This window comes from Plantactinospora alkalitolerans, from assembly GCF_015690345.1.
Lineage (GTDB): Bacteria > Actinomycetota > Actinomycetes > Mycobacteriales > Micromonosporaceae > Plantactinospora > Plantactinospora alkalitolerans.
Genome location: NZ_JADPUN010000128.1, coordinates 27,259 through 52,136, shown reverse-complemented (window position 1 = coordinate 52,136; position 24,878 = coordinate 27,259). Strand labels below are relative to the sequence as shown.

The window sequence follows — 24,878 nt, the reverse complement described above, 5'->3', positions numbered from 1 at the left end:
AGCAGCCGCAGACCCTCGCGTTCGCGCTGACCGACTCACCGGTCGGGCTGCTGGCCTGGAACGCGCAGCTGTTCGACGAGAGCCTGGATGCCGACTTCGTCCTGGCCAACGTGGCGCTGTACTGGTTTACCGGCACCGCCGCCTCGGCGATCCGGTTCTACTGGGAGGACGCCCACGCCGGCCAGGCGCCGGCCGATCCGACCACCGTGCCGACCGCGCTCGCCATGTTTCCCGGCGACTTCCAGTCCATCCGTCGCTTCGCGGAGCGGGACCACTCGAACATCGTCCGCTGGACGGCGTACGAGACGGACGTCGAGGGGCGGGGCGACGTCGGCGGTCACTACGCCGCCCACCAGGCGACCGAGGTGCTGGTCACCGACATCCAGGAGTTCTTCGCCAGCCTCCGCTGACCAGCACGCACGCCAACCGATCGGTTGATCATGCGAGGCCCGGGCCCTGACGCTTGACGGAAACATTGATCTCCGTTAAACCATGTGGGAAGACTTCTACCGGTCGATGGAGGACAACGTGACCCCACGCCGCATCGCTGTCACGGTGCTCACCGCCGGCCTGCTCCTCGGCGGCGGCGCTGCTCCGGCACACGCCGCCGCCGCGCCGCCGAAGGTGACGACGGGGCCCTGCCAGTACACGGAGACTCCGGAGGATCCGGCGGCGCGACCGGTCACGCTGCCGCGCGACCCTCGCCACACGCCGGACCGTGGCACGGTGACGACCACTTTGATCACGAACCTCGGCCTCGTACCGCTGACTCTCGACCGTGCTCAGGCGCCATGCACCGTGCAGAGCTTCCTGCATCTGGTCCGGAACAGGTTCTACAACCGGACCGTCTGCCACCGGCTCACCACCTACCCCACGCTGAAGGTGCTGCAGTGCGGCGACCCGACGGGTACGGGCGAGGGTGGCCCTGGATACCGGTACAAGGACGAGCTGCCAACGGACCTGCCGCCCGCTCCCACCGACCCCACCGGCGCGCGGAAGGTCTACGCCCGCGGGGTGCTCGCGATGGCAAACGCCGGACCGGACACCAACGGCAGCCAGTTCTTCCTGGTCTTTGCCGACTCGGCACTGCGACCGAACTACACGATCTTCGGCAGCGTACGGCCACTCGGCCTGCGTACCCTCGACCGGATCGCCGCGGGCGGCGTGGCGCCGACGGCCGAGGATCCGGCCCCGGTCGACGGCGCCCCGGCCCTGCGCACGGAAATCTGCCTGGCGCTCTAGGTAGGTGCGGCAAGGTGGCTGCTGCCCGGTAGAGCTTCCGGACAGGGATCCTGCGAGCGCCATCGACAGGAATCTGTCCGGAAGCACTGCGGGTGTCTAGAAGTAGCCCTTCGAAAGCTTCGCGCCCGTCACCGGAGCCCGGAACGTCGTCACGAAGTCGAATTCGAGCCTCGTCGGGCGCTCCGGGTGGAACTGCGCGCAGTTCCACCCGGTGGAGCCACTGTAGCCCTGCGCGTCGTAGACGGCCCAGCCCACGCAGGCGCCGTCGGGTGCCAGCCAGTCTCCGGGCTTCAGGTCGTCGGTCCAACCGGTGACGTGGTAGGTCCCGTCGCTCTGCGGACACAGAGAGATCTCGCCGACCCCCCAGTCGTACGAATTGCTGGCGGTCACGCACGCCGACGTCGCGGCCGGAGCGGCCTGGGAAGCGGTGGCGGACATCGGTACGAGTGCACCGATTGCGACGATCACCGTGGCGAAACGAACGATGGTCTTCATCCTCCTGCCATCCTTTCTGGACGGTAGCTGGAGCCGCACCGAATAATGATCCGGAACGGAAAGCCGTGCATTCACGGGATACAACAGCAATCGATCCGATGGTGCAAGCGGCGTCCAACTGCAACCGCAATTCCAACCGCCGCAGGCTGATCGTTCCTTGGATCTGGCGCCGTACACGCCCGCACCGGCTCGTGCCGGTCAGCCCCTGACACGCTCGGACGCCGGGCCCGGCACCGAGGTCACGCCGGCCGCCCTGGACAGCTCGGCCCATTCAGCCGACGTCAATGTGAACTCCAGGCCGCCGAAGCATTCCCGCAACTGCTCGGCCGATCGTGGGGCGAGTACCGCGTGTACATCCAGGCTCGCCGAGAGCATCCAACTCAATGCGACGGCGATCGGTGCCACATCGCGTTTCCGGGCAATGGAGAAAACCACCTCGCGGGCGGCTCGGTTGGCCGGCGTATCGAACAGGAGCAGCAACTTCCGGTCGATTCCGGTGCGGTCGTCCGGGTTCCGCCCGGCGAACCAGCCCCGGGCCAGCGCGGTCCACCCCTGTAGGCAGAGCCCGCGTTCGACGACCACCTCGAGCACGTCCGCGGTCACGTGCCGGGTGTCCGGCCAGATCGGCCCGGTGGGCACCGCGAGGCTGAACTGGTAGCTGGCGATCGGCTTCAGCGGCGCCACCGCGTCGGCGAAGTCCGCGAGTCGTCCGGCGCTCCAGTTCGACACCCCGAGCTGCCGGACCGTGCCCCGGTCATGGAGTTCGAGCAGCGTGTCGGTGATCGCGTTCACCGGTACGTCCGGGTCGTCGCGATGCAACAGCACGGCGTCCAGATAGTCGGTTCGGAGGCGGCGCAGCGACCCGGCGACCTCGGCCCGGATCACGTCCGGTCGGACTCGGGACCGCCCGTCCTCCGGATGGCAGACCTTCGAGATGATCTGCCAATCCTCCCGGGGTACCGCCGGCCGCTGATCCGCCAGCCACCGTCCGATGACCTCCTCGCCGAGGCCGTCGGCGTACATCGGCGCGGTGTCGATCGTCCGGCCGCCGCCTCCGGCGTACGCGTCCAGACGGGAGCGGGATACGGCCTCCTCCTCGATGCCGAACAAGCCTCCGAGAATGAGCGGTGAGTACCGTACCGAGCCAGCCATGGCAGGACCTCTCTCTTTCTCTACTGTACGATTTGACCAATTGATCGAGAACAAGGGATATGTCGATGCCCGCTGCCCCGGCCGTTTCCGTAGTGATCACGACGTACAACCGCCTGGCCGTGTTGCCGATCGCGATCGACAGCGTGCTGGCGCAGGTGGATTGCGAGTTCGAGGTCATCGTGGTGGACGACGGATCCGTCGACGACACGGTCGCCGAACTCGGCCGCCGCTACGGCACCGAGCCGCGGCTGCGGGTGATCACCCGGGCCAACGGCGGCCCGCCGGCCGCCCGGAACACCGGCATCGACGTCGCCCGCGCCGAGTGGACCGCCCTGCTGGACAGCGACGACTGGTGGGAGCCGACGTACCTGCGCAGCCAGCTCGCGGTGCTCGCCGACAACCCCGGCGCGGACATGGTGCTGTGCAACGGGCGCCGCCAGGATCAGGACGGCTCGTGGCACAACCTGTTCGACAACCCGAACTTCACGATGCCGACCTCGATCGAGGCGATGTGCGCCGGATCGTGGATCCAGCCGACGTTCACAGTGGTCCGGACCGAGGTGGCCCGCCGGATCCGGTTCGACGAGGCATTCCGGTTGGGCGACGACCAGGAGTTCATGTGGCGGTTCGTGGAGGCCGGCCACCACTGCGTGCCCAATCCCGAGCCGCTGGCCGAATACCGGGCGTCCAGCGCCGGAGACGTGGCGACCGAGGAACAGATCACCGCCGACTTCGACGAGCTGATGCTGGGCGCGTACGCGGTGTGGAAGCACCACGGCCGCAGGCATCCGTCGGCGATCCGCCGCCGGGGCCTGGATTTCGACCGCCTGTTCGGTGACATGCTGCTCCGGCACGGCCGCGTCGGCGAGGCCCGGTTCCACCTGTGGCGCTGGTGGCTGGCTCGACCGTTCGAGCCGCGTCCCGCGTGGCTGCTGCTGCGGTCGCTGGCCCGTCACCGGCGGGCGGCGACCACATCGAGCAACGCCTCGCACTCGCGGACGTAGCGGAGGGCGGCCTGCAACCGTGGGTGCGGGTCGCCCACGCCGCAGTACTCCAGCGCCATGGCCGGCACGCCGCCGTGCTCGGCCAACTTCTCCAGCCAGCGCAGGTTGTCTATCACGCCGTGCGCGGTGTCCACACTGAAGTCGGCCCGTCCGCCGGCCGGAACGTAGTTCTTGATGTGGAAATAGCCCACCCGATTGCCGAGCCGGTCGAGCACCGCCGGATTCCGGTCCTCAGGAGTGAGCAGCGCGGAGTTCGCCGGGTCGACGGTGGCGATCACCGCGGGATGGTCGACCAGGTCGAGCAGTCGCGCGGTCGTCGTCACGGTGTCGTGGACGGTGTTCGGATGCACCTCGACGGCCACCCGCACGCCCTCGCGGGCACCGATCGCGCCGAGCGTCCGGTAGGCGTCGCCGGTTCGGGCGTAGTGCCCGTCGTCGGCGCGGACGCTGCCGTTGTTCCTCCAGTCGTCCGGGTCGCCCTGCAACCATCCGCCGCAGCCGTTCACCAACTCGATGCCGTGGCCGCCGCAGGCCTCGACGATCCGGCCGACGAGCGTGACGGACCGCGCGTGCCGATCCGGGTCGTCCACGGTGAAGTCGCCCTCGTACCCGACGCAGTGCACCCGCACCCCGTACCTGTCGCCCAGCGCGACGGCCCTGGCCACCTCGCCCGGCACCACGTCGGGGTTCCCGCGCAGGTCGAGGTGCCAGGTGGACACCTCGATGCTGTCGAAGCCGTAGTGCGCGGCGACCGCGAACACATGCTCCAGCGGGTAGTCGCGCAGCGAGTAGCTGTGCATCACGAGGTCCATGGCGGCTCCAGGTCAGGTATGGCGAGCCGCTGTCCGCCGGTGGCGGCACTGCGGTCCAACTGGTGCAGCACAGCGACGTCCCGCAGGCCCCGGGCCGAACCGACCTCGGCCGGCACCGGTCGGCCCGCCATGCACTCGGCGAGCAGCCGGTACTGCCGGGCGTACGGGTCGACCGACGGCACCGTGACCAGACGACGGCCGTGGTCGTCGCAGAGCAGCACGCTGCCGTCGCCGTTCATCGCCCACGTGTCGACGGCGACGAGAACGCCCCCGCTGCCGACCACGCTGTATCGGGACACCCCGACCTCCGGCGCCTCGGTGAACGACGACTCGACGTGCAGGCGCCGGTCGCCGAACCACACGGTGGCGTCCAGATAGATGTCGGTCAGCTCCGGATCGCCCGACGGATAGGCGACCGCCTGGCACCCGGTGGCCGGCGAGTCGAAGACGTCACCCGCCGTCAGCAGCGGATAGATGGCCAGGTCTGCCGCGCAGCCGAGGCCGGAGTAGGCGCGGTAGTTGCGCCAGTCGCCGGTCCGGTGCCCCAGGTGCGTGGCACTCATCGCCAGCGGTACGCCGATCGCGCCGTCGGCCACCAGCCGCCGGACGGCCTCGTTGTTCGCGTTGTACCGGGACATGTACCCGACCAGCAGCGGCGCCGTGGACTTCTCCGCGTTCCGGTGGATCTCCAACGCGTCCGCCACCGTACCGGCCAGGGGTTTGTCCACCACGACCGCGAGGTTGTCGGCCAGTGCCCGGCAGGCGATCGACGCGTGCAGGTGGTTCGGCGTGGCCACGTGCACCGCGTCCAGGTCTACGCCGAAGAACGCCTCCTCGTCGCCGGTCACCACGGCGCCGGGCACGACGCCGGCGACCACCCGCCGGACGTCGGGATCCGGGTCGAGAACCGCGGCGACCTCGAATTCGTCCAGGCCGTCGAGGGCTGGCAGCAGCGCGGCCCTGCTCAGGAAGCCGGCCCCGGCCAGGCCGATCCGAATGCTCATACCACCGTACCGTTTCCGCGAGGTGTGATTGCGCCGGCCGCGCCCTGGCGGAGGCCGTACAGGAACCGGGCGGGCAGGCCGTCGTCGGCCAACCCGTGGGTCAGGCTGGCCAGGGCGTTGCCGGCCAGGTGCGCGAGCAGCCCGTCGAGTCCCTCCCGCAACGTCTCGAAACCTCGCGGCACGAGCGGCGGCAGGTCGGGCCGGTGGCTGACCTCCGCACTCCGTAGCAGGTCGGGTAGTCGGATGAGCAGCCCGGTCAGCGCCGCCGTGGCCGCGGCCAACTCGGCGGCGGACACCCCGAAGAGTGCCCGCACCGTCGTGTCGTCCCGGGCAGTCGCGGCCAGCATCGCACCGAGCACCGCGAGCTCCTGCGGATTGACCAGGTACCCGTACCGGTGCGGGTCGGGGCGGTGATGCTGCCACCACCCGGTCGCCTCGTCCCAGGTCAGGACGTGCAGCCCCGGATCGAGCAGGCCGGCCGCGCCGAGTTCGCCGGGCAGCCAGCCGTGGTCGTACCCCCAGGCCAACTGCTGTCGCCGGGTGTCCACCGGGGTACGCCGGACCAGATCGGCCACCCGCACGTCGGGCGCCGTACGTAGTTGGCCCAGCCGGGACAGTGTCGCCATCGCCAGCATGTCCTCGCTGCTACCGCGCGGGGTGCCGGGGTAGAACAGCCGGCCGCCGTGGCGCAGCCAGCCGAGCACCAGGTCGGCCCGGACCAGAAGGCCGACCACCCGGCCGGCCACCAGGCTGCCGTGCGACGTGACGGTGAGCAGGTCGTACCGCCCGTCGTGCAGACTGCCGGGAAGCACCCGACTGCTGACCGGGGCGACCGGCGCCGGCGGCTCCCGGTCGAGCCAGTCGGTGACCGAGGCGACGGTGACGATCTTCGGGCAGACGGCCACCGCACCCGGATCCCGGTCGAGCACGTCCGCCAACGCGGCCGGGCCGCCGGGGGCGAGCGCGGTGTCGTCGTCCAGAAAGAGCAGGTGCCGGCGAACCAGCGGTGATCCGTCCGGCTGCTCGGCAAGCCAGGCCAGGCCGGCATTGCGGGTGGCGGCGGCGGACCTGGCGGCGACCGGCGCCGGCACCAGCTCGTGCGGCAGGCCGGTCGTCGACAGCGCGGCGCGGATCCGGTCCGCGTCGTCGTCGGTCAGTCCACCGTCGACGATCACGACGGACAGTGGCGGACCGGCGTGGCGGGGCTGCCCCGCCAGCGACTCGAGGCAGCGGGCCAGGGTGTCCAGCCGGCCGGTGCCGCCACCGTCGTGCGCCCGGTCGCTGTGCGTCGGGATCAGCACGGTCACGCCCGGACGGCACGACCGCAGCGGCTCGAACTGCGGCCGGGTGCCCGGATCGAGGCCGAGGATGCGGTGGGCGACCGCCAGGCTCATCGCTCGGCTCCGATCGGCCGGAGCAGGGCGCTGCGCGGCCGCAGGGACCGGCTGGTGGCCACCGCGATGCCCGCCTGGGCGCACAGCAGGAACAGCACGCTCAACGGCGCCGCGAACAACGCCACCTGGCCGGTCAGCTGCGGCCCGGTGAGCCACCGGACATCGACGCCGAACCGGTCGCGAGCCGCGTCGGCGAGCAGTCGCGTCTCCAGCGTGGTCCCCGACTCGGACACCGCCACTGCCAGGTCGGGTGGGCCGGCGGGTCCATTGACCGCGCGGTGCAGCGCATCCGGATCGAGCGCGTCCAGGACGTCCAGTCGAGATCCGTCGATCTCCCGCACCGCCCGGGCGCCGAACGCCCAGCCTCCGGTGCCGATCAGCAGCAGCCGGCCGTCCGCCGCGACGGCGTACCCCGCCAGCAGCTCGGCGACCGACGGCCAGGCGGGCGGATCCAGCCAACCCAGCCGGGGCGTACCGCCCTCGGTGGCCAACCGCGCGACCTCGCCGGCCGCGCCGCCACGCCCACCGGCGGCGGCGTCGCGGAACGTGGCCAGCAACGCGTCCGGGCTCGAATCGCTCAGCACACCCGCACCACCGTCCCGGGCAGCCAGGGATCGATCACCACGCGGAGCGCCGGCCGGCCGTCGACGGTGCCGTGGCGGGCCAGCTCGGCCGCCACCCTGGGCGCGGCCGGCAGCGAGACGATGTGGGTCACCAGACGATCCAGGCCCAGCTCGGACCCGGCGCCACGGAACAGTTCGACCGCGGCCAGCAGATGTTCGCGGCGGCCACCGCGGTTGCCGAGGACCACCACCTTGCCACCGGCCGGATTGTCCACCCACTGGTGGGCCGCGGCGGAGCGCAACGGACCGACAGCGATCACGTCACCATCACCGACGGGCAGTCGGGAATCGGCCGGGAATCCGCCGTACAGGTTGACCGCGGCGGTCTTGGCCAGCGCCGGCCAGAGCGTGGCAACGGTCGCGGTGCCGGCGTTCGACCCCACGGCCACGTACACGGCATCGACGCCGAACCCGCCGGTCGCGGCCAAGACGGCGCTTCCCAGCTCGTCGTTCAACGGCAGGCCGTGCTCCGGGGAACAGAATCCCAGCTGTACGGCGCGCTCCACGGTGGCCGGCGTGCGGCTGGCCAGCAGCACGGTCGCCGCGCCGCGCAGCCGGGCCAGGCCGGCGAGCATGAGACCGGAGAGCCCGCCACCGACCACCAGCACCCGCTCGCCCGGCACGAACTCCGTTGTGGCCCGGTTGGCCCGCAACGCCGCGGCCAACGGCTCGACCAGCACCCACTCCGGTCCCGCGATCTCCGGTACGTCGACGACCTGGCCCCGACTCAGGACGCCGTGGTCCAGCGTCAACAGCTGGGTGAATGTGCCTGGACGGTTGTGCCCCAGCTTGTCGCTGTCATCCAACGGGTTGTTCGGGTTGAGGGTGACCACCTGGCCGACCGTCAGGCCGGTGATCGAATCACCGACCGCGACCACCTCGGCCACGCATTCGTGACCCGGGATCTCGGGCTCGCACCCGACATCGCCGCGCAGGATCCGCAGATCGGTGCCGCAGATTCCGGCGTACCGCATGCGCAACTGGAACTGCTCCCGCCCGCAGCCGGGCACCTCGCGCTCGTGGACGACGAGCCCTCCATCGCCCACCGGCTTCACCAGGCTGAGGTACCGCCGGTGGCCCTCGGCCAGCAGCGCGGCCATACCGCCGAGCGGCGCGTCGCCGGTGTCCGGCGGACGGACGAGCAGGCCGGCGCGTTGCTCTGCCGTCCAGCCGGTGAACCAACCGGCATCGACCATGAGTTCGTCCACGTTGGCCCGCAGCGCGTCGAACCACGGCGCGCCGACCCCGTGCGCGAAGCCACCGGCGATGACCGCCCGGTCCAGGCCCAGGTCCGCGCAGAGCTGCAACAGCCGGGCCGCCAGCGGCCGGGTCACCCGGTGCAGGACGGTCGCGGTGAACGCGTCGCCACGGGCGGCGGCCCGCGCCAGCGCCGCACCGTCGATCCGGTCGGGGTCCGATCCGGTCAGCTCGGCGAGGACCGAGCCGGCGAACGACTCCGGGAGCCGCCGGGCCTCGGCGGCCGCCACGCGGATGGTGCCCGGCCCGCTGGCGTACGCGCACAGGTCACCGACCGCGCCGCACTCGCACCAGGGCAGGCCGAGCCGATCAAGATCCGCCCGGGCGTCCGGGTCACCACCCGCCGCGGCCCGACCCAGCCGTACGGCGGCGGCCGCCCCGCCGGGCACCGCGTCCAGGGCCGTCGGATCCACGATGGTGTGCCCCGACTCGCCACCGAGCCATTCCGGGTCGAGCAGCACCTTGCGCGCCCCGGGCAGGCCGGCGTCGAAGGCCTTGATCGCGATGCCGGTGCTGACCGTGGCGTACAGGAACCGTCCCAGCTCCCGGTAGTGCCAGGGGGCCGCGGCCACGTCGTTGACCACGGTGACCGGTGCCCACGGCAGCCGGTCGCGCAGCGCGGCGGCGACGTCCAGACCGGTCGACGGCGCCAGCCACAGCGTGGACGCGTTGCGCACCACCCCGGCGTTGGTGACGACCGCACCGAACGCCACGCCGATCGCGTCGACGTGCCGGTCGGGCAGCGCCTCGCGCAGCCGGTCGCTCTGCTCCGCGATCAGGTCGAGCAACTGTCCGACCGGGTCGGCGACGCCGATGCGCGGACTCGGCGTCGGTACCCGCACGATCGTGTCGGTGAGCCGGCCGTCCTCGGCGAGGGCCAGCCTCGTGGCGGTGCCACCGACGTCGACCACGATGGCGACGTGGCGGCGTGGCACGGTCACGGCGCGACCGCCGGGCGGCGGCGGGCGAGGTCGGCGCAGGCCCGGCGGAGCAGGTCGGGGTTGAGCTCGGTCATCGAGTCGATGAAGCCGCCCTGGCCGATTCCGGTCGGCACGACGAGATGGGGCAGGCCGCCCTTGTGCGCCGAGATGGCGCCACCGAGCCAGCGCCACAACTGCTCCGGCCGGCAGAGCGGGCTGTACACCGGCAGCCCGACGCGCAACAACATCCCCATCATCTGCTCGTACGCGGCGGCCGGCAGCCGGCCGGTCTGTACGCCGAGATGGCCGGCGAGCGCCATGCCGATCGAGACCGCCTCGCCGTGCCGCAGCGCGTACCCGGACGCGGTCTCGAGCAGGTGCCCGAACTCGTGGCCGAAGTCGGGGAGTCTCCGCAGTTCCTTCTCGTACGGGTTCCCGGCCAACTGCCGCATCATCGCGGCGATCGACCGCCGGACGATCTCCTCGGCCACCGGACCGTCCGGCCGCTGGAAGAGGTCGTCGTGACGTTCCTCCAGGAGGTCGAGCAGAGGCCCGTCGGCGACCATTGCGATCTTGATGGCCTCGGCGATACCGCAGCGGATCTCGGCCGGTGGAAGCGTCCGTAGGAAGGTCGTGTCGCAGAGGCAGGCCAGCGGTGGCTGGTAGCCGCCCAGTAGGTTGCGCCGCTGGTTCACGTCGACCCCGACCTTGAGCCCGACGCCGGCGTCGATCAGGCCGACCAGTGTGGTGGGCACCCGCACGTACGGCGTCTCGCCCTGGTACAGCAGGGCCATCGTGCCGACCAGGTCGAGCAGCGTGCCGCCGCCCACCGCCACGATCCGGTCGTCCGGCCCCAGGCCCAGCCGCCGGGCGGTCGTCAGCAACTCGCCGACCTGGCTGAGCGTCTTGGCGTGCGCGGAGCTGACCACCGGCACCACGGAGTGCCGGTGGAAGTAGCGGCGGACGTCGGCCACCACCTCCGGCGAGAACGCATCCACCACGGCCAGTACCCTGGCGCCCTCGGGCAGCCAGGCACGCAGCGGATCGGCGGGATCGGTGAAGATCGACGGCGCCAGCTCGACCCGGTACGACTGTTCGATGACGCCGCGCTGCGACGTTCCGCCGGGTGCCGTCCCCGGCACCACCACCCGGACCTCCCGGTGCCGCACCGTCAGCCCGGCGTCCGGCAGCGCGGTACGCGGGCAGGGGCTCACGGTGCCGGACGGGCCGGTCACGAGCCGGACCGCCCGGGTGTGCCGGCGGAACAACGCAGCGGTGATCGCCACGTAGTCGGACATGACCGGGCCGCAATAGCTCAGGAAGGCGTCGCGCCGACCCAGGCCTGCCGCGGCCGCCTCCTCGGCGATCCGCTCCACCGCCGCAAGCGGGGACAGCCGGTCGAGGGTCGCGATGTCCACCTCGATGTACCGGTCGAGCCGGCCGCGCCACACCTGCCGGTCGAGGTAGGCCCGGAGCGGGCCGGCGCGGTCCGCGTCGGCGACCACCAGCAGCCGCTGGGCCCCGCGCAGATGCCGCAGCAGCGCGGTACTGCCGGGGTCGAACAGTCCGGGCACGACCTCGACCTCGACCTCGCAGTCCAGCCGGGCCTCGATCCGTCCGACCTCGATGCTGGAACCGGTGTTGTGGCCCGTCGACGCGACCATCACGGCGTTGCCACCGGTTCGCCGGCGTCCTTCGTGTCGGCGCCGGTGGTCTTGCGGATCAATTCGACCAGCGGCTCCCGCGAACGGCAGTTCTCGAACCGGAACGACTGCATCATCTCGTCGATGGCGGTCTCGTCCATGCCCCGGAAGACCTCGCCGAACTCGGGGAGCAGCGCCTCGGCGAGCAGGATCTGCGGCACCAGCCGGTTGACGAAGAACTCGGCGCCGAACGGGTACGGCTGGTAGTCCGGGAACTCCGTGGCGAAGAGCTGCTTCAGGGGGTCCATCACATGCCGGATCCCGTCGTGGGTGCCACCCCACAGGTCCACCCCGAACTTGGCCTTGCGCCGCAGCACGGGCTCGATCCGGCGCATCCATGGACTCTCCGGGGCGACGGACAGCGGGCCGCACAGGCCGATGTCCTTCAGCGGCCAGAACGCCCAGCTGGAGTTCGTCTTCTCGTAGTGCTCGAACTGGTCGCCGAGCAGACGGAGGCGCATCTCGTCGACCTGCGGGTCGCCGGTGAAGATGGCGTTGAATTCGCCGACCCACACCGGTGTGCCGGTCCGGCGCATGAACTCGCTGCGCTTCTCGAACATCCGGTGCAGCGCCTCGCGGTCGAAATACTGGTCGCGCGAGTCGGTCCGGCGCAGCACGCCGAACGCGTAGGTCTTGCCGTCGACCGGTTCCCAGACGTGGGTGAGGTGGGTGACGCCCGGGTACTGGCCGTCCGGCATGTAGCCGGGCGGGGCGTAGTCGTGGGCCGAGAACACCGTGTTCGGCATGGACGCGTCGAACATCTCGAAGTCGTTGCCGTACCGGTTGCCGTCCAGGAAGATGATGTGGTTCGGATCGACGTCGCGGATGACCTCGACCAGTTCCCGGCTGAACGGGCCGACCAGTTGACCGGTCGGGTCCGACGGCTCGTTGAGCGCGTTGTATCCGGCGACCCAGTCGTTGTGCCGGTAGCGCTGTGCGATGATCCGCCACAGGTGCAGGGTGCGGTCCTGGAAGTGGCGGTGCTGCCAGAACTGCGCGGTGTGCGTCGGGTTGTCGCAGTGCCAGTCCTGGTTCTGCCAGCCGGGCAGCGTGTGCAGATCGATGATCGAGTAGATGCCGTGCGCGGCGAGCAGGTCGATCGCCCGGTCCAGGTGGTGGAAGCCGTCCTCGATGATCTCGAACGGACGGGCGTCGCTCTCCAGGTGACGGTAGTGGATCGGGATGCGGACCGAGTTCAGCCCCAGCGACGCGATGAATGCCGCGTCCGCCTCGGTGAAGAAGTGGTCGAGGAAGCGGTCGAAGAAGAACCGCGTCCGCTCCGGGCCGAGCACGTCCCGGACGGCGTCGCGCTGCCCCTGCTCGTGCGCCGGAAAGCCGGTCATCCAGTTTTCCATGTTGAGCCAGCCGGCCAGGCCGATGCCGCGCAGCCGTACCTCCTCGCCGCGCCCGTTGACGAATCGGTCACCATCGACGCGCAGGATGTTTTCGCCTTGTTCGGTCGTCATGTTGCATCTCCCCGTTGTCTTCGCAGCTCAGCAGTCCATTGCGGATAACGTCCCGTCGGGTGTGTCCACCACGTGGGTCCGAGTCCCGGTGGCGATCGATCCTCCGGCCGCGATGGCGACGGCGGCCAGCATCAGCGAGCCGATCGCGAAGCGCAGACTGGTCCGGTCGGCCAGCGCTCCGACCAGCGCCGGACCGACGACGAGCGCGACATAACCCACCGCGCCCACCGCGCCCACCGCGCGTCCGGCGCTCCCCGGCGCCGCCCGGGCCACCGCCGACAGTGCGGTCGGCACGACCGGTGCCAGCGCGAACGCGACCAGGAGCAGCCCGATCAGCGTCACCAGCGGGCTCTCGGTGGCGACCGCGGCGGCCAGGCCGACCAGGGTCAGCGCGGCGGCCAGCAGGAACGTGCGACGCGGGCCGACCCGACGGACCACGCCACCGCCGATCAGACGGCCCGCGATGCCGGCGAGCGCGACGGCCAGGACGCCGCTGGCGGCGAGGGCCGCGCCGGACGAGAACACCGACCGCAGATAGAGCGAGAGGAAGCTGTTGAACGAGCCGTCGATCAGATAGGCCGCGATCACGGCGCCGGTGAGCAGGAGCAGCGCCGGCGCGGCGAGCACCCGGTAGCCGAGGCGCCCTTCGTCGCCGCCGGCTCGCCCGGCCCGGACCCGGCCGATCGGGACCGGCATCGGCAGCCGGGTCATGGCCAGCGCGAACGCGCCCAGAATCACGGCCAGGAGTACGAAGATCGACCGGTACGACCAGTCCAGGACGAATGCGAACACGGTCAGTCCGGCGCCCAGCGCCAGTCCGACGTTGTAGCCGACGTGCAGCCAGTTCATGACCTGGGTCTCGTGCTGGCGCTCGATGTCCGCACCGATGGCGTTCGCCGAGATGTCGATCAGGCTGCCGCCAATCCCGAAGATCATGAGTACGCCTATCAGCCCGGTCACGGTCTCGATCCGGGCGAACAGCAGGAAGGCCAGGCAGGCCGACGCGAAGCCGAGGATCGCGACCGGTCGGCGCCCGATCCGGTCTGCCACGGAGCCGCCCACGATGATCGCCACGATTCCGGCGGCGGTCGACGCGATCAGTGCCGCGCCGAGCGTGCCCGGGCTCAGCCGCAGCGTGGTGGCCAGGTCGGCGACCAGCACCGACCACACCCCGATCTGCAGCCCCAGCCCGACGAATATGCCCGCACCCACTGCGATGTGCGCCCGCGAACCCTGCGCCGAGGTCACCGGATCGACCAGGCGGTCGATTCGTCAGTCAGTAACGCAACCACAGCAGACAGAGTCGAGCCCCCCGTATTCATCGGCCATCGTTAATTGATTATCACCCTGAGATCAGTCTTGGCAACCTTGTGACAGATCGACCGATCCCGAAGTATAGGCGCCGGCGCGACCGTCGACGGCATCGAAGGGCAGGGGCACCGTGGCGACCTCCGGCGTACTGTTTGACGTGGACGGTGTGCTGTTGGACACGGTGGAGATCTACCAGGACATCTGGGGCACGTGGGCGAGACGTCGTTCGCTCGACGTGGCGCACGTCCTGGGCCTCATGCACGGCCGCCGCACCGAAGACCTCCTGTCCCGGGTCGCGCCGCAGTTGGACGTCGCCACCGAGTGCGCCGAACTGGACGGGTTGATGCGCGAGCGGATCGAGCTGGTCCGACCCGCGCCGACCGCCCGCGTACTGCTCGAGAGCCTGCACGACCGGCCATGGGCAATCGTGACCTCGGGCAACCGGTGGTCGGTGCGGCTGAGCTTCGAATCGTGCGGACTGCCGCTACCGCAGGTGCAGGTGTACGGCGAGGAGGTACCGGCCGGTAAGCCGTCCCCCGACTGCTACCTGATGGCCGCCGAGCGGTTGGGCATCTCGGCGGCCGACTGCCTGGCGGTCGAGGACGCCCCGGCCGGCATTCTCGCCGCGAAGCGAGCCGGCTGCACGGTGCTGGCGATAGCCAGCACCCACGACCCGGCCGAGCTCGGTGCGGCCGACATGTGTCTACCCACCCTTGCGCACGCCGTCGAGATCATCCAGGGCTTCCGCTCGGCGGGCTGAACGTCCGGATTTCGTCGATATCGAGGCGTTGGATGCGGGATGCGCCGCAGTCGCTCCACATCCATCGATGTACGGTAGGGTCCAAACAAGTGTTCGGCGTCGATGTGTAACGGGGGCTTCGATGGCAGGTTTCACTGTATGTTGATTTTCGCGTTGAAACCCGCTCATGACGGTGGGATCGCCGTCCTCCGGGACAACGAGTTGCTTTTCTCGCTCGAGGCGGAGAAGGACTCCTTTCAGCGTTATTCGAGCCTGACCCCAACCACCCTTCTGGAAGCGGCGCGGCGGTGCGACGGCCTTCCGGACGTCATCGCGCTGGGTGGGTGGAACAAGCCCGACCCGGGTGTCGGCGACATCGGTTCCGGCTATCTCGGCGATAAACTGTTGTCGGAGTCCGGCACCTTCTTCGGCAAGCCTGTCCAGTTCTTTTCGTCGTCGCACGAGCGTTCGCACATCATGAACGCACTCGGCATGGCGCCGGAGTCCGACCATCCGCTCCAGACGGTGCTGGTCTGGGAGGGCGCTGCGGGGTCGTACTTCCTCGTGGACCGTCGTGGTCGCGTGGTGAAGACCGTGCCGGTCATGTCCCAACCCGGGGCCCGGTACGCCTTCATCTTCGGCCTGGCCGATCCCACCTTCCCGGACCGGGCCCCGGAGCCGCGGTTGGGCGACAGCGGAAAGCTCATGGCGTTGGCCGCGTACGCCGATCCGGCCGACGCCGATCCCGAGATCGTCGAAGTGGTCGACCAGATATTCAAGCTCGATACCCTCTACCCGGTCCCCAAGGCAGAGTTCCGCGATTCGCCGCTGTACAACGTGGGAGTCGAAAGCCCAGCGGCCAAGGCCGCCGCGGCGCTGGTCACCCGACGCATCTTCGACAGCTTCGTGCGCCAGGCCGAGCAGGAACTGCCGCCGGGAACGCCGTTGCGCATATCCGGTGGATGTGGCCTCAACTGCGACTGGAACGGGTTGTGGCGGAAGACGTCCCACTTCTCCTCGGTCTTCGTGCCGCCGTGCCCGAACGACTCCGGCTCGGCCATCGGCACCGCGATCGACGCGTTGCTGGCGACGACCGGGGAGTACCGGATCAACTGGAGCGTCTACAGCGGGCTGCCGTTCGACGAGGATGTCGTGCCCGACGAGCATCGGTGGGAGGCCCGCCGCTACTCGGCCGGTGAGGTGGCGCGGGTCCTGTCGGCGCGGCGCGTCGTGGCCTGGGTGCAGGGACGCTGGGAGATCGGGCCCCGCGCGTTGGGCAACCGCTCGCTCCTGGCCGAACCGTTCCATCGCGAGACCAAGGACCGGCTCAATGAGATCAAGCAGCGCGAGGATTACCGTCCCATCGCGCCGTGCTGCCGGGTGGAGGACCTTGGTCAGCTGTTCGACGAGGACTTCGAAGACCCGTACATGCTCTATTTCCGGAGGGTTGTCTCGCCGGACCTCGGGGCGGTCACCCATGTCGACGGCACGGCGCGGGTGCAGACCGTGAGCCGGCGGGACAACGCCGCGCTGCACGAGCTGCTGTCGGCGTTCGCGGCGGAACGAGGCGTGGGCATCCTGTGCAACACGTCGCTGAACTTCAACGGCCTGGGGTTCATCAACTCCATGTCGGACCTGGTCAGCTACTGCGAAGCGCGCGGTGTGGATGACATGGTGGTGGGCGACCGGTGGTACGTCCGACGGCGGTCCGGGCCTGCTCGCTGATCGTCGCTGCCCCGACACCCGGCGACGTACGAACGGCGCAAGCAGCCTGAACAGCCGGCCAAGGAAGGTTCAACGACTGGACAGATCGTGCGGCGCAGGCGACACCAAGATCCACCAAACGACCGCTGCCCGCCGTCACAGCCGGTCGCCAGACTGCCCCGGTGACCTACCCCCACCACCCAACGCAAGGTCCGTCCATGCCACCAGCGACGGGACCGGCGAAGAACAACCGGACCCTTCTGATCGTGCTCGGTGCCGTCGGCGGAGTGCTCGTCCTGCTCTGCGGGTTATGCGCCATCGTCGGCATGTTCGCGGGCGAGGAGAAACCGGCAACCCTTCCGGCGACATCACGGGTCGCCGAGAGGCCGGCGGACACGGCGGGCAGTCCAGCGCCGGAACCGACAACACTGGCACCGACAACACTGGCACCGACCACGCCCGCAGCGCCACCGTCGCCCGTCGCGGCGCCGACCGTGACCATGCCAAACCTGGTGGGGGAGAACGCGGCAGTCGCGGAGGACAAACTCCGCGCCCTCGGCTTCACGAAGGTCCAGTTCGGGTCGCAGGACAAGAACGACACGTTGGTGATACTGCCAGCGAACTGGACGGTGACGAAACAGTCCGCGAAGGCGGGCCGGAAGGTGTCTCCGGACACTCTGATCGTGTTGACGTGCACGAAAGAGGGATAGAAGGCCGGGCGTACGGCCGTGGCCCGACGGTGGCCGGGAAGGTCACCGTCGGGCCGCCCGGCCGGGGTGCGCCGGTGCGGGTCCAGCGGCGGCGGTCAGGACATGAACACGTCGTCGACCAGGTAGTCGTCCCCGCTCGTGCCCGTGCCGTTGCTGGCGAAGGTGTATCCGGTCAGCGTGGTGGCTGCCGCGGTGACCGGCACGTTGCTGGCAACGGTCACGCCGTTCAGCGCGATCGTGGCCGCCGAGGTGGTGGCCGTCACCCGGATCGTGTGCCAGCGGCCCTCGGCGACCACACCGGCCGCGGTCAGGGCGATCCACTGGCTGCCGTTGTAGCGGCGGATGCTGCCGTCTGCCGCGACCGCCAGGTGGTAGGCGTTCACCGTCGACCCGGCCGAGTTCCGGCCCAGCACAGGGAACAGGAACCCGAGCAGACTGACCGGCTTGAGTCGGAATTCGAGTGTCTTGCTGGCGGCGGCGGTGCCGTTCCAGGTCACCTGGGAGTGTGCGTCGGGGTTGGTGTCCACGATTCGCAGGGCCGAAGCGCTGTCGTTACCGGCCAGGTCGCCGCTGCGCTGGGTTGCCCAGCTCTGCACGATGTTGGTGTATCCACGGGGCCGGTTGTTCACCGGGTCGTTCTCGAACGAGTTGATCGACGAGTACAGCTCCAGTTCGTTGAGGAACGCGCAGCTTGAACCGAGGCCCGAGTCGCATCCGGTGGTCGCGTCGAGTTCCACCTTGACGTACCGGGCGGACACCGGGGTGGTCTGCGGGAAGTACTCCATCGCGAGATGCGTGCGGTTGGTAGCGGTGGCGATCGGCTGGCCCCAGTTCACCCCGTCGGTGGAGGCGTAGACGCGACCGCTGGCGGCACGGCCGTTGCGCAGGCTCAGGCCGACCTTGGTGAGCGGGTACGCCCGGTCGAGGTTCAGGACGAAGGTGCCGGCGCTGTCGGCGTCCACGGCGCTGGACCAGTACTCGGTACTGCCGTCGAACGCGCCGTCGGCCCGGGCACGCGGGTGGCCGGTGACCGGGGTGGTCATCGTGCCGCCGACGGTGATCGTGCCGGTCCGGTACTTGGTCGCCAGGTCGATCCGGCCGACGTCCGGAGTGAGCACGTCGATCCAGCGCCGCCACGCGCGGGTCTGCTTGTCGACGGTGAAGTCCGTCTCGGCGGCGGTGACGCAGCCCCAGGTCAGCTCGCAGTTGTCACCGATGACGATGGCGCGGTTGGCGGACAGGTACTCGATGCCGCCGTATCCGGTGGAGCCGTGGGTGCGTACGCCGTCGGACGGGCAGTTGCGGTAGGTCAGCTGACCCACCCAGCCGGTGCCCTCGCCGTTGGTGGAGATCGCCACCCAGTTGTCCGGTCGTCCGCTGCGCAGGACCAGGACGCCGTTGGGCATCAGCTTCAGGTCCGGCGCGACGGCGAGCAGTGCCTTGCTGGTGTCGTTGTAGGGGTCGTAGCCGTTGGGGAACGACACACTCAGTGCCTGCGGCGAGGTCCAGGTGGCACCGTTGTTCGTGGAGGTCACGTAGACCGGGGTGGCCAGCGCCTCCGACACGTGGTGCCGGATCACGGCGATGAGTTTGCCGCTGGGCAGGGCGGCGATCGAGCCCTCGTTGTAGTCGTTGGTGGCGTTGCCGTTCGCCAGGATCGCCCGGCGGGTGAAGGTGCGACCGCCGTCGGTGCTGGCCTGCAGTTGCGCCCGGTCGTTGGTGCCGTCGGTGAACGTGCCGTAGAGGACGACCAGGATCGTGCCGTCGGCCAGCTCGAGCGGCTGGCCGGTCAACCGGCTTCCGTTGGCGGTCGCGCCGAGTCCGAACGTCGACGTCTGGGCCGTCCAGCTCACGCCGTCGTCGGTGGATCGGTAGGCCGAGTAGGTGGCGGTGGATCCGCTGGTGGCGCTGGGCTTGAAGCTGTAGCCGAGCAGTGTGCCGTTTCGTAGCCGGGTGGCGCCGACGACCGGCGGTGCCACGGCCTGGTCCTCGGTGTAGGTGCCGGCGGGGAAGGTCGCGCCACCGTCGACCGAGACGACCTGCCCACCGCGCGCCGGCGCGGACACGGAGTCCGGGTTGAGCCCGAACCGCCCCGCGAGTCGCCGCACGGCGGTGCCGTTCGCACCTGTGGTGTCCGCGGCGATCAGGTGGGGGAACGCCACCTGGGTGTTGCTCGGCGGATCCCAGACGGTGCCGAACTCGCTGGCGCCGCCGACGTTCAACGCGTAGGAGTTGGCGGGCTGTCCGGACGGTCCGGCGGGCGTGCCGTTGACCTGCGTGCCACAGGTCGGGTCGTTGGTGGGCGCGGCCTGCGCGGGTCTGCCGCCGGGCGCGACCACTGCCGCCCCGGCGATGACGGCACCCGCCGCGACGAGCCTGACAGCCATGTGTGTGCGTCTAGCCATGACGGACCCCCTTGATCGATAAACATCAATTGCGATCATATCGAGGATCATAGCGACGTGGAACGCCGTTCCACACTAGTTGGCGTCGTGTCATTTGGGGGAAACTGCGGCGGACCGTCTGTCCACACTGCGGCGCACCGTCTGTCCACATCGCTTCGACCTGGCGGCGGCGTCCCGTCGTCGCTTGGAACGGCGCCGCCAGATCGAGGCGAACTCAGCGAAGGTAGTCGTGGCGTCCGGTGTAGACGCCGACGATGGCGGCCAGGTGCGGGTCGCTGGTGATGGTGAAGAAGCGGTTCGGCCGTAGCTCGACGCTGGACGGGTTGGCCTGGTCGGCGGTGGCCGGGCCGTGGACGGCGGCGTCGTAGATGAGGATGTCGCGCTGGGCGTCGAGGTCGCGCTCCGGGTGCTGGAGCAGGCGGCCGACGGTCGGACGGCCGGGGCCGAACGTCCCGGACAGGTCACCGTAGGTCAGCAGCAGGTCTCCGTTGTGCAGGACGAGCTGGTGGTGCGACGACGCGGGCAGGCCCGTCGACACCGGCGTCGTCCAGACGCGACCGCCGTCGTACGACCGGGACACGTACGCGACGTTGATCGACGTGCGGATGACGGACAGGATCGAGCCGTCCTTGAGCAGGCTGAGGTTCGGCTCCTGGAAGTCGAACGTGTCGGCTCTGCCGATCACCGACTCGTTCTCCCGCGGCCAGGTACGTCCACCGTCCGTCGAGCGGACGACCGTCGCCGGCCCGGTACCGCCCTCGGGCAGCCTGCCGTAGAGGGGGACGAGCAGGTCGCCGTTGCGCAGCTGCAGGATCGGGCCGTGGGTCGCGGCGTGGCCGGCGTAGTAGGCGCCGACGACCACGTCGGACGGTCCCTCCATCGCGGTGCCGACCTCGCTCGGCGTGCTCCAGGTGCCGCCCTGGTCGGTCGATCGCGTGACGAACGTGCCGACCAGCGTGATTGGCTTGCCCGGGTAGCCGGTCCAGTCGGTGCGGAAGAAGTTCATCAGCACCGTGCCGTCGCGCATCTGCATCAGCTTCGGGTCGCGGTCGTCGATCGGGGTGTCGATCGCCACCAGCGGGGCGGTCCAGGTGCGACCCTGGTCCCGGCTCTGCACGACCATGATGCGGCCGTCCTGGTTGATGTGGGCGACGGACTCCCGGTACGCGACCAGGAGTCGCCCGTCGCGGAGCTTGATCATGTCGCCGAAGAAGGCGCGCTTGCCGCTCTCGGCGGCCGCGACGATGACCGGGTTGGTGGGCGTACCGGTCGGTGGCGGCTCGGCTGCGGTGGCGGCGGCTGGTGCGGCGGCGAGAGCCAGGGTCGAGGTGGCGAGAGCTGCGGTGGCGCGGCGCAGGATGAAACGCACGAGAACCACTCCCATCGGGCGTACGGCGGGATTTCGGCGGTCGGGCCGAAGTTATTCGGAACGTCATTCCATGTCAATGTCTGTCCGGCACTGACATGAAATGACGTTCCAAATGAACTGACTGCCGCACCATGGCACCCGGGCACCGCACGGGCCTCGGCGGTCGGGGAGTTCTCGGGGGCTAGCGGGCCAGGGTCTTGAGGACCTCGCGGGCGGCCTCGAGGGTCTGGTCGATCTCCTCCTCCGTGTGGGCGCCCGAGACGTGGTTGCGCTTCAGGGCCATCGGGAGCATCAGGAAGCCACGCTCGGTCATACCGCGGTGGAAGTCGACGTAGGCCCCGTTGTCGTTGCGGAGCAGGTCACGGTAGCCGAGGGCCGGGCCGGACAGGAAGTAGACCGCGAACACGCCGCCGAAGCCGGCGACCGTGGCCTCGATACCGAACTCGGCCAGGATGCCGCGCAGGCCGGTGCGTATCCGCGCACCCAGGGCGTGTGTACGCGTGTAGAACTCCGGATGGTCGGCGAGGTAGTCGATGGTGGCCAGCGCGGCGGCGCAGCCGAGCGGGTTGCCGTTGAAGGTGCCGGCCAGCAGCACGTCGCCGGTGCGGCCGTTGAAGTGCTCCATCAGGTCGCGCCGTCCGGCGAGTCCGCCGACCGGAAAGCCGTTGGCCATGCCCTTGCCGAACGTGGTCAGGTCCGGGGTCACCCCGATCACCTGCTGGTAGCCTCCCAGCGCGTGCCGGAAGCCGGTGATCACCTCGTCGAAGATGAGCAGCGCGCCCTGCTGCTCGGTGAGCTTGCGCAGGCCCTCGACGAACTCGGTGGTGGGCAGCAGTGCGCCGACGTTGTGCGGGATCGGTTCGAGGATGACGGCGGCGATCCGGTCGCGGTGCGTGTCGAACAGTGCCGCGACCGAGTCGAGGTCGTTGAACTCCGCGATCAGCGTGGCGTCGACCGCCTGGTCGAGGATGCCCCTGGAGAGCGGGTCCCGGCCGTACGCCTTGTCGGGCGCGGAGATCACGTTGCGGGCCACCGCGTCGTGCCAGCCGTGGAAACCACCCTGGAACTTGACGATCAGGTCCCGGTCGGTGACCGCGCGGGCCAGCCGGATCGCCTGCGCGGTCGCCTCCGAGCCGCTCATCGTCGCGATCATCGACTCGGCCGAGGGGATGACCTCGACGATCCGCTGCGCGAGGCGTACCTCGGCCTCGGTGACCCCGATGCCGGTCAGGTCGACGCCGTCGAGTGCGGTGCGGATCGCGTCGTTGACCACCGGCGCGTTGTGACCGAGCAGGATCGCGCCGAACGCGGCGTGGTAGTCGAGGTAGCGCCGGCCGTCGGCGTCGGTCAGGTAGGCGCCGTCGGCGGCGACGAACGCGTACGGCGCGCCGATGTAGCGGGTCGACGAGTTGACGCCACCGGGGATGACGGTCGCGGCGGCGTCCGCGATCGCACGTCCCCGGGGGGACTCGGCAGACAACGCGCGCGGTGATTCGGGGGACGACGGAGGGGTTGGCATGAGCGACCTCGTATCCAATTGGGCTGGCCGAGCCGACGCTAGAACAACCTCGGCAACGTGGCAAGGTGTTCCATGTTTGACGAATGCGACCTTGACAGGGCTGCCCGCCGACCACAGGATGACCGGACATGAAACATCGTTCCGTGCCTGGGGAGGTTGTGTCGATGGATCGGATCGGCATCGTGCTGGTGGGCGCCGGCTTCATCGCCGACGCGCACAGCGGCGCGATCGACGCCGACCCCCGGGCCACCCTGATCGGGATCGTCGACGCCGATCCGGCCCGCGCCGCGGCGTTCGCCCGCAAGCAGGGGGGCATCCGGTACGCCCCCGACCTCGACACCGCGCTGCGCTGGCCCGGGGTCGACGCGGTCATCCTCTGCACGCCCAACGACACCCACGCGCCGCTCGGGCTCGCGGTCGCCACTGCCGGCAAGCACCTGCTGGTGGAGAAGCCGCTGGCCACCACGCTCGCCGACGCGCACCGGCTGGCCGACGCGTTCGAGGCGGCCGACCGGGTGCTGGTCGCGGCGCACACGCACCGCTTCTACGACTACGGCCGCGCGGTCAAGCAGACCATCTCCTCGGGCGCGATCGGGCGTCCGGTGCTGGTCCGGCTGGCCATCCTCGGTGGCTGGATCTGGCCGGACTGGAGTGCCTGGGTCGGTGACCCGGAGCGCTCTGGCGGCCACGCTCTGCACAACGGCGTACATCTGCTGGACCTGGCCACCTGGTGGCTCGGCGGGGAGCCGACCGGGGTCTACGCCCGCGGCCGCAAGCAGACCGCCGCCGAGCTGCGCATCTACGACTACCTGGAGATGGTGGTGAGCTATGCCGACGGCGCGACCGCGGTATGCGAGATGAGCCGGGCCCACCGGCCGGGTTCGCTGGCGCAGCGTGAGCTGCTGGTCGCCGGCACCGCCGGCATCGTCGAGCAGGGCTGGGACGGCGAGTCTTCGCTGGTCTTCGGCGAGGCCGGTACGACGACCGTACCGGCCGCCGGTGGCAACGGTTTCGCCGCGCAGCTCGGTGCCTGGTTGGATGCGATCGGCGGTGCCGCACCAGCGATGCCGGTCGCCGACGCGGTCCGGGCGGTGGCTCTCGGTGTCGCTGTCGAGGAGTCGATCGCGACCGGCAAGCCGGTGGCGGTGACCGCATGATCCGCGTTGCGCTGGTCGGCAACGCCGGCATCGGCAGCCAGGACCACCAGAACTCGATGTACCGGCCGGCGTTCGAGCGGCATCCGCGGTTCGAGCTTGTCGACACGGCGGAAGAGGCCGAGGTGCTCAGCATCGCGGTGCCGCTGGCGGAGCGCGGCACGGCCGTCGCCGACGCGATCCGGGCCGGCAAGCACGTCCTCGCCGACAAGCCGCTGGCGGCGACGCTGGCCGAGGCGACCGAGATCGAACGCCTCGCGGCCGCACACGGCGTGGTCGTCGTACCGGCGCACCACCAGCGGTTCGGCGCGGCCCTGCGCTCGGCGATCGCGGCGGTCCGGGCCGGCCGGGTCGGCCTGCCGTGGAACGTGCAGTGCGACTTCGTCGTGGCCGGCGGTGACCCCGCGCCCACCGGAGAACTTGTCAACTTCGGCCTCTACCCGGTCGACGTGCTGCGCGCGCTGCTCGGCCTCGAGGTGCACCGGGTGCACGCGACCGGCACGCCGGACCTGGTCACCCTGCTGCTCGACCACGAGCACGGCGTGACCAGCACGGTGGTCTGCGGCCGGGTGCCGGCGCTGCGCGACGTACCCCCGGGCGGGCTGGCGGTGCACCGCTACCGGATCAGCGGCTCGCACGGTGTGCTCGCGGTCGACGCCAGGAAACCGGCCCTCCAGGTTCGTACCACCGACACCTTCGGCCCGGTCTGGACCGGACCGGGCACGGTCGACGTGCTGCTCGACGTGCTGGCGGCGGGAATCGCCGCCGGCCGGGCGGCGCTCGGCCCACACGACGCGGTGCAGGCGCAGCGCGTGATCGAGGCCGCACAGCGGTCCATGGCAGTCGGCCAGCCGGTGGCGATCGGCCAGCCGGTCGAGACAGGGGAGTGAGCAAC

The 24,878-nt window shown here is 70.3% G+C and carries 20 protein-coding genes and 1 pseudogene; 8 read left to right on the top strand and 13 right to left on the bottom strand.

Translation table 11 applies throughout. From position 1 onward, the window contains the following. Positions 1-410 (top strand): annotated as a pseudogene (locus tag I0C86_RS11940) (epoxide hydrolase); the annotation flags it as partial. An 82-nt stretch (positions 411-492) separates the two neighbouring features. Further along, on the top strand, positions 493-1,242 hold the full coding sequence (locus tag I0C86_RS11935) for a peptidylprolyl isomerase (protein ID WP_407676300.1): 750 nt from the start codon (positions 493-495) through the stop codon (positions 1,240-1,242). Positions 1,243-1,338: 96 nt separating this feature from the next. On the opposite strand, the gene I0C86_RS11930 is transcribed toward I0C86_RS11935, so the two are convergent. Further along, a complete protein-coding gene (locus tag I0C86_RS11930; RefSeq protein ID WP_196201297.1) occupies positions 1,339-1,737 on the bottom strand; it encodes a hypothetical protein in 399 nt (132 codons plus the stop codon). Between the two features lie 198 nt (positions 1,738-1,935). Beyond that, positions 1,936-2,847 carry an aldo/keto reductase gene (locus I0C86_RS11925; protein WP_196201296.1) on the bottom strand — a complete coding sequence of 304 codons (912 nt, stop codon included), beginning with the start codon at positions 2,845-2,847 and terminating at the stop codon, positions 1,936-1,938. A gap of 107 nt (positions 2,848-2,954) precedes the next feature. Between I0C86_RS11925 and I0C86_RS11920 the strand changes: the two genes are divergently transcribed. Beyond that, positions 2,955-3,893 (top strand): glycosyltransferase family 2 protein, encoded by a 939-nt coding sequence (locus tag I0C86_RS11920; protein WP_196201295.1) that lies wholly within the window; start codon positions 2,955-2,957, stop codon positions 3,891-3,893. On the opposite strand, the gene I0C86_RS11915 is transcribed toward I0C86_RS11920, so the two are convergent. From I0C86_RS11915 to I0C86_RS11880, 8 genes are read right to left on the bottom strand one after another with little or no spacing between them, the layout of a single operon-like run. Beyond that, positions 3,842-4,705 carry a sugar phosphate isomerase/epimerase family protein gene (locus I0C86_RS11915; protein ID WP_196201294.1) on the bottom strand — a complete coding sequence of 288 codons (864 nt, stop codon included), beginning with the start codon at positions 4,703-4,705 and terminating at the stop codon, positions 3,842-3,844. The two genes, I0C86_RS11920 and I0C86_RS11915, sit on opposite strands and share 52 nt — an antisense overlap. Beyond that, positions 4,693-5,709: a Gfo/Idh/MocA family protein gene (locus I0C86_RS11910; protein WP_196201293.1), complete on the bottom strand. Its 1,017-nt coding sequence runs from the start codon at positions 5,707-5,709 to the stop codon at positions 4,693-4,695. Before I0C86_RS11910 ends, I0C86_RS11915 begins: the two co-directional genes overlap by 13 nt. Next, positions 5,706-7,103, bottom strand: coding sequence for a glycosyltransferase family A protein (locus I0C86_RS11905; protein WP_196201292.1), 1,398 nt, complete (start codon positions 7,101-7,103; stop codon positions 5,706-5,708). The genes I0C86_RS11910 and I0C86_RS11905 overlap by 4 nt, the downstream gene beginning before the upstream one ends. Continuing rightward, positions 7,100-7,687 (bottom strand): phosphoheptose isomerase family protein, encoded by a 588-nt coding sequence (locus I0C86_RS11900; protein ID WP_196201291.1) that lies wholly within the window; start codon positions 7,685-7,687, stop codon positions 7,100-7,102. The genes I0C86_RS11905 and I0C86_RS11900 overlap by 4 nt, the downstream gene beginning before the upstream one ends. Next, positions 7,681-9,924: an ROK family protein gene (locus I0C86_RS11895; RefSeq protein ID WP_196201290.1), complete on the bottom strand. Its 2,244-nt coding sequence runs from the start codon at positions 9,922-9,924 to the stop codon at positions 7,681-7,683. The genes I0C86_RS11900 and I0C86_RS11895 overlap by 7 nt, the downstream gene beginning before the upstream one ends. Further along, positions 9,921-11,567 carry a 3-dehydroquinate synthase family protein gene (locus I0C86_RS11890; RefSeq protein WP_196201289.1) on the bottom strand — a complete coding sequence of 549 codons (1,647 nt, stop codon included), beginning with the start codon at positions 11,565-11,567 and terminating at the stop codon, positions 9,921-9,923. The genes I0C86_RS11895 and I0C86_RS11890 overlap by 4 nt, the downstream gene beginning before the upstream one ends. Then, positions 11,567-13,072 carry a glycoside hydrolase family 5 protein gene (locus I0C86_RS11885; RefSeq protein ID WP_196201288.1) on the bottom strand — a complete coding sequence of 502 codons (1,506 nt, stop codon included), beginning with the start codon at positions 13,070-13,072 and terminating at the stop codon, positions 11,567-11,569. Before I0C86_RS11885 ends, I0C86_RS11890 begins: the two co-directional genes overlap by 1 nt. A gap of 27 nt (positions 13,073-13,099) precedes the next feature. Next, positions 13,100-14,320 (bottom strand): MFS transporter, encoded by a 1,221-nt coding sequence (locus tag I0C86_RS11880; protein WP_196201287.1) that lies wholly within the window; start codon positions 14,318-14,320, stop codon positions 13,100-13,102. Positions 14,321-14,513: 193 nt separating this feature from the next. Between I0C86_RS11880 and I0C86_RS11875 the strand changes: the two genes are divergently transcribed. The 3 genes from I0C86_RS11875 (at position 14,514) to I0C86_RS11865 (ending at position 17,536) form a co-directional block, all read left to right on the top strand. Beyond that, a complete protein-coding gene (locus I0C86_RS11875) occupies positions 14,514-15,143 on the top strand; it encodes an HAD family hydrolase (protein WP_196201286.1) in 630 nt (209 codons plus the stop codon). A 138-nt stretch (positions 15,144-15,281) separates the two neighbouring features. Beyond that, complete coding sequence (locus I0C86_RS11870) at positions 15,282-16,847, top strand: carbamoyltransferase C-terminal domain-containing protein (RefSeq protein WP_196201285.1); 1,566 nt, start codon at positions 15,282-15,284, stop codon at positions 16,845-16,847. A 197-nt stretch (positions 16,848-17,044) separates the two neighbouring features. Then, positions 17,045-17,536, top strand: coding sequence for a PASTA domain-containing protein (locus tag I0C86_RS11865; protein ID WP_196201284.1), 492 nt, complete (start codon positions 17,045-17,047; stop codon positions 17,534-17,536). Between the two features lie 95 nt (positions 17,537-17,631). Here the strand turns inward: I0C86_RS11865 and I0C86_RS11860 are convergent, their stop codons facing one another. From I0C86_RS11860 to I0C86_RS11850, 3 genes are all read right to left on the bottom strand, one after another. Beyond that, positions 17,632-19,923 (bottom strand): exo-alpha-sialidase, encoded by a 2,292-nt coding sequence (locus I0C86_RS11860; RefSeq protein WP_196201283.1) that lies wholly within the window; start codon positions 19,921-19,923, stop codon positions 17,632-17,634. 232 nt (positions 19,924-20,155) lie between these two features. Next, the gene (locus I0C86_RS11855) at positions 20,156-21,310 is read right to left on the bottom strand and encodes a sialidase family protein (protein WP_196201282.1); all 1,155 of its coding nucleotides are present in this window, start codon (positions 21,308-21,310) and stop codon (positions 20,156-20,158) included. A gap of 181 nt (positions 21,311-21,491) precedes the next feature. Next, positions 21,492-22,829, bottom strand: coding sequence for an aspartate aminotransferase family protein (locus I0C86_RS11850; protein ID WP_196201281.1), 1,338 nt, complete (start codon positions 22,827-22,829; stop codon positions 21,492-21,494). 164 nt (positions 22,830-22,993) lie between these two features. On the opposite strand from I0C86_RS11850, the gene I0C86_RS11845 reads away from it, so the two are divergent. Then, the gene (locus I0C86_RS11845) at positions 22,994-23,986 is read left to right on the top strand and encodes a Gfo/Idh/MocA family protein (protein ID WP_196201280.1); all 993 of its coding nucleotides are present in this window, start codon (positions 22,994-22,996) and stop codon (positions 23,984-23,986) included. Then, positions 23,983-24,873, top strand: a complete 891-nt coding sequence (locus I0C86_RS11840; protein WP_196201279.1) for a Gfo/Idh/MocA family protein — start codon at positions 23,983-23,985, stop codon at positions 24,871-24,873. The genes I0C86_RS11845 and I0C86_RS11840 overlap by 4 nt, the downstream gene beginning before the upstream one ends. Positions 24,874-24,878 lie beyond the last annotated feature (5 nt).

Bases quoted from the DNA above. Each gene is read 5' to 3' on its own strand.
- I0C86_RS11840 (WP_196201279.1), top strand. From the start codon at position 23,983: ATGATCCGCGTTGCGCTGGTCGGCAACGCCGGCATCGGCAGCCAGGAC.
- I0C86_RS11845 (WP_196201280.1), top strand. From the start codon at position 22,994: ATGGATCGGATCGGCATCGTGCTGGTGGGCGCCGGCTTCATCGCCGAC.
- I0C86_RS11905 (WP_196201292.1), bottom strand. From the start codon at position 7,103: ATGAGCCTGGCGGTCGCCCACCGCATCCTCGGCCTCGATCCGGGCACC.
- I0C86_RS11935 (WP_407676300.1), top strand. From the start codon at position 493: ATGTGGGAAGACTTCTACCGGTCGATGGAGGACAACGTGACCCCACGC.
- I0C86_RS11865 (WP_196201284.1), top strand. From the start codon at position 17,045: ATGCCACCAGCGACGGGACCGGCGAAGAACAACCGGACCCTTCTGATC.
- I0C86_RS11920 (WP_196201295.1), top strand. From the start codon at position 2,955: ATGCCCGCTGCCCCGGCCGTTTCCGTAGTGATCACGACGTACAACCGC.
- I0C86_RS11885 (WP_196201288.1), bottom strand. From the start codon at position 13,072: ATGACGACCGAACAAGGCGAAAACATCCTGCGCGTCGATGGTGACCGA.
- I0C86_RS11910 (WP_196201293.1), bottom strand. From the start codon at position 5,709: ATGAGCATTCGGATCGGCCTGGCCGGGGCCGGCTTCCTGAGCAGGGCC.
- I0C86_RS11870 (WP_196201285.1), top strand. From the start codon at position 15,282: ATGTTGATTTTCGCGTTGAAACCCGCTCATGACGGTGGGATCGCCGTC.
- I0C86_RS11930 (WP_196201297.1), bottom strand. From the start codon at position 1,737: ATGAAGACCATCGTTCGTTTCGCCACGGTGATCGTCGCAATCGGTGCA.
- I0C86_RS11860 (WP_196201283.1), bottom strand. From the start codon at position 19,923: ATGGCTGTCAGGCTCGTCGCGGCGGGTGCCGTCATCGCCGGGGCGGCA.
- I0C86_RS11890 (WP_196201289.1), bottom strand. From the start codon at position 11,567: ATGGTCGCGTCGACGGGCCACAACACCGGTTCCAGCATCGAGGTCGGA.
- I0C86_RS11850 (WP_196201281.1), bottom strand. From the start codon at position 22,829: ATGCCAACCCCTCCGTCGTCCCCCGAATCACCGCGCGCGTTGTCTGCC.
- I0C86_RS11915 (WP_196201294.1), bottom strand. From the start codon at position 4,705: ATGGACCTCGTGATGCACAGCTACTCGCTGCGCGACTACCCGCTGGAG.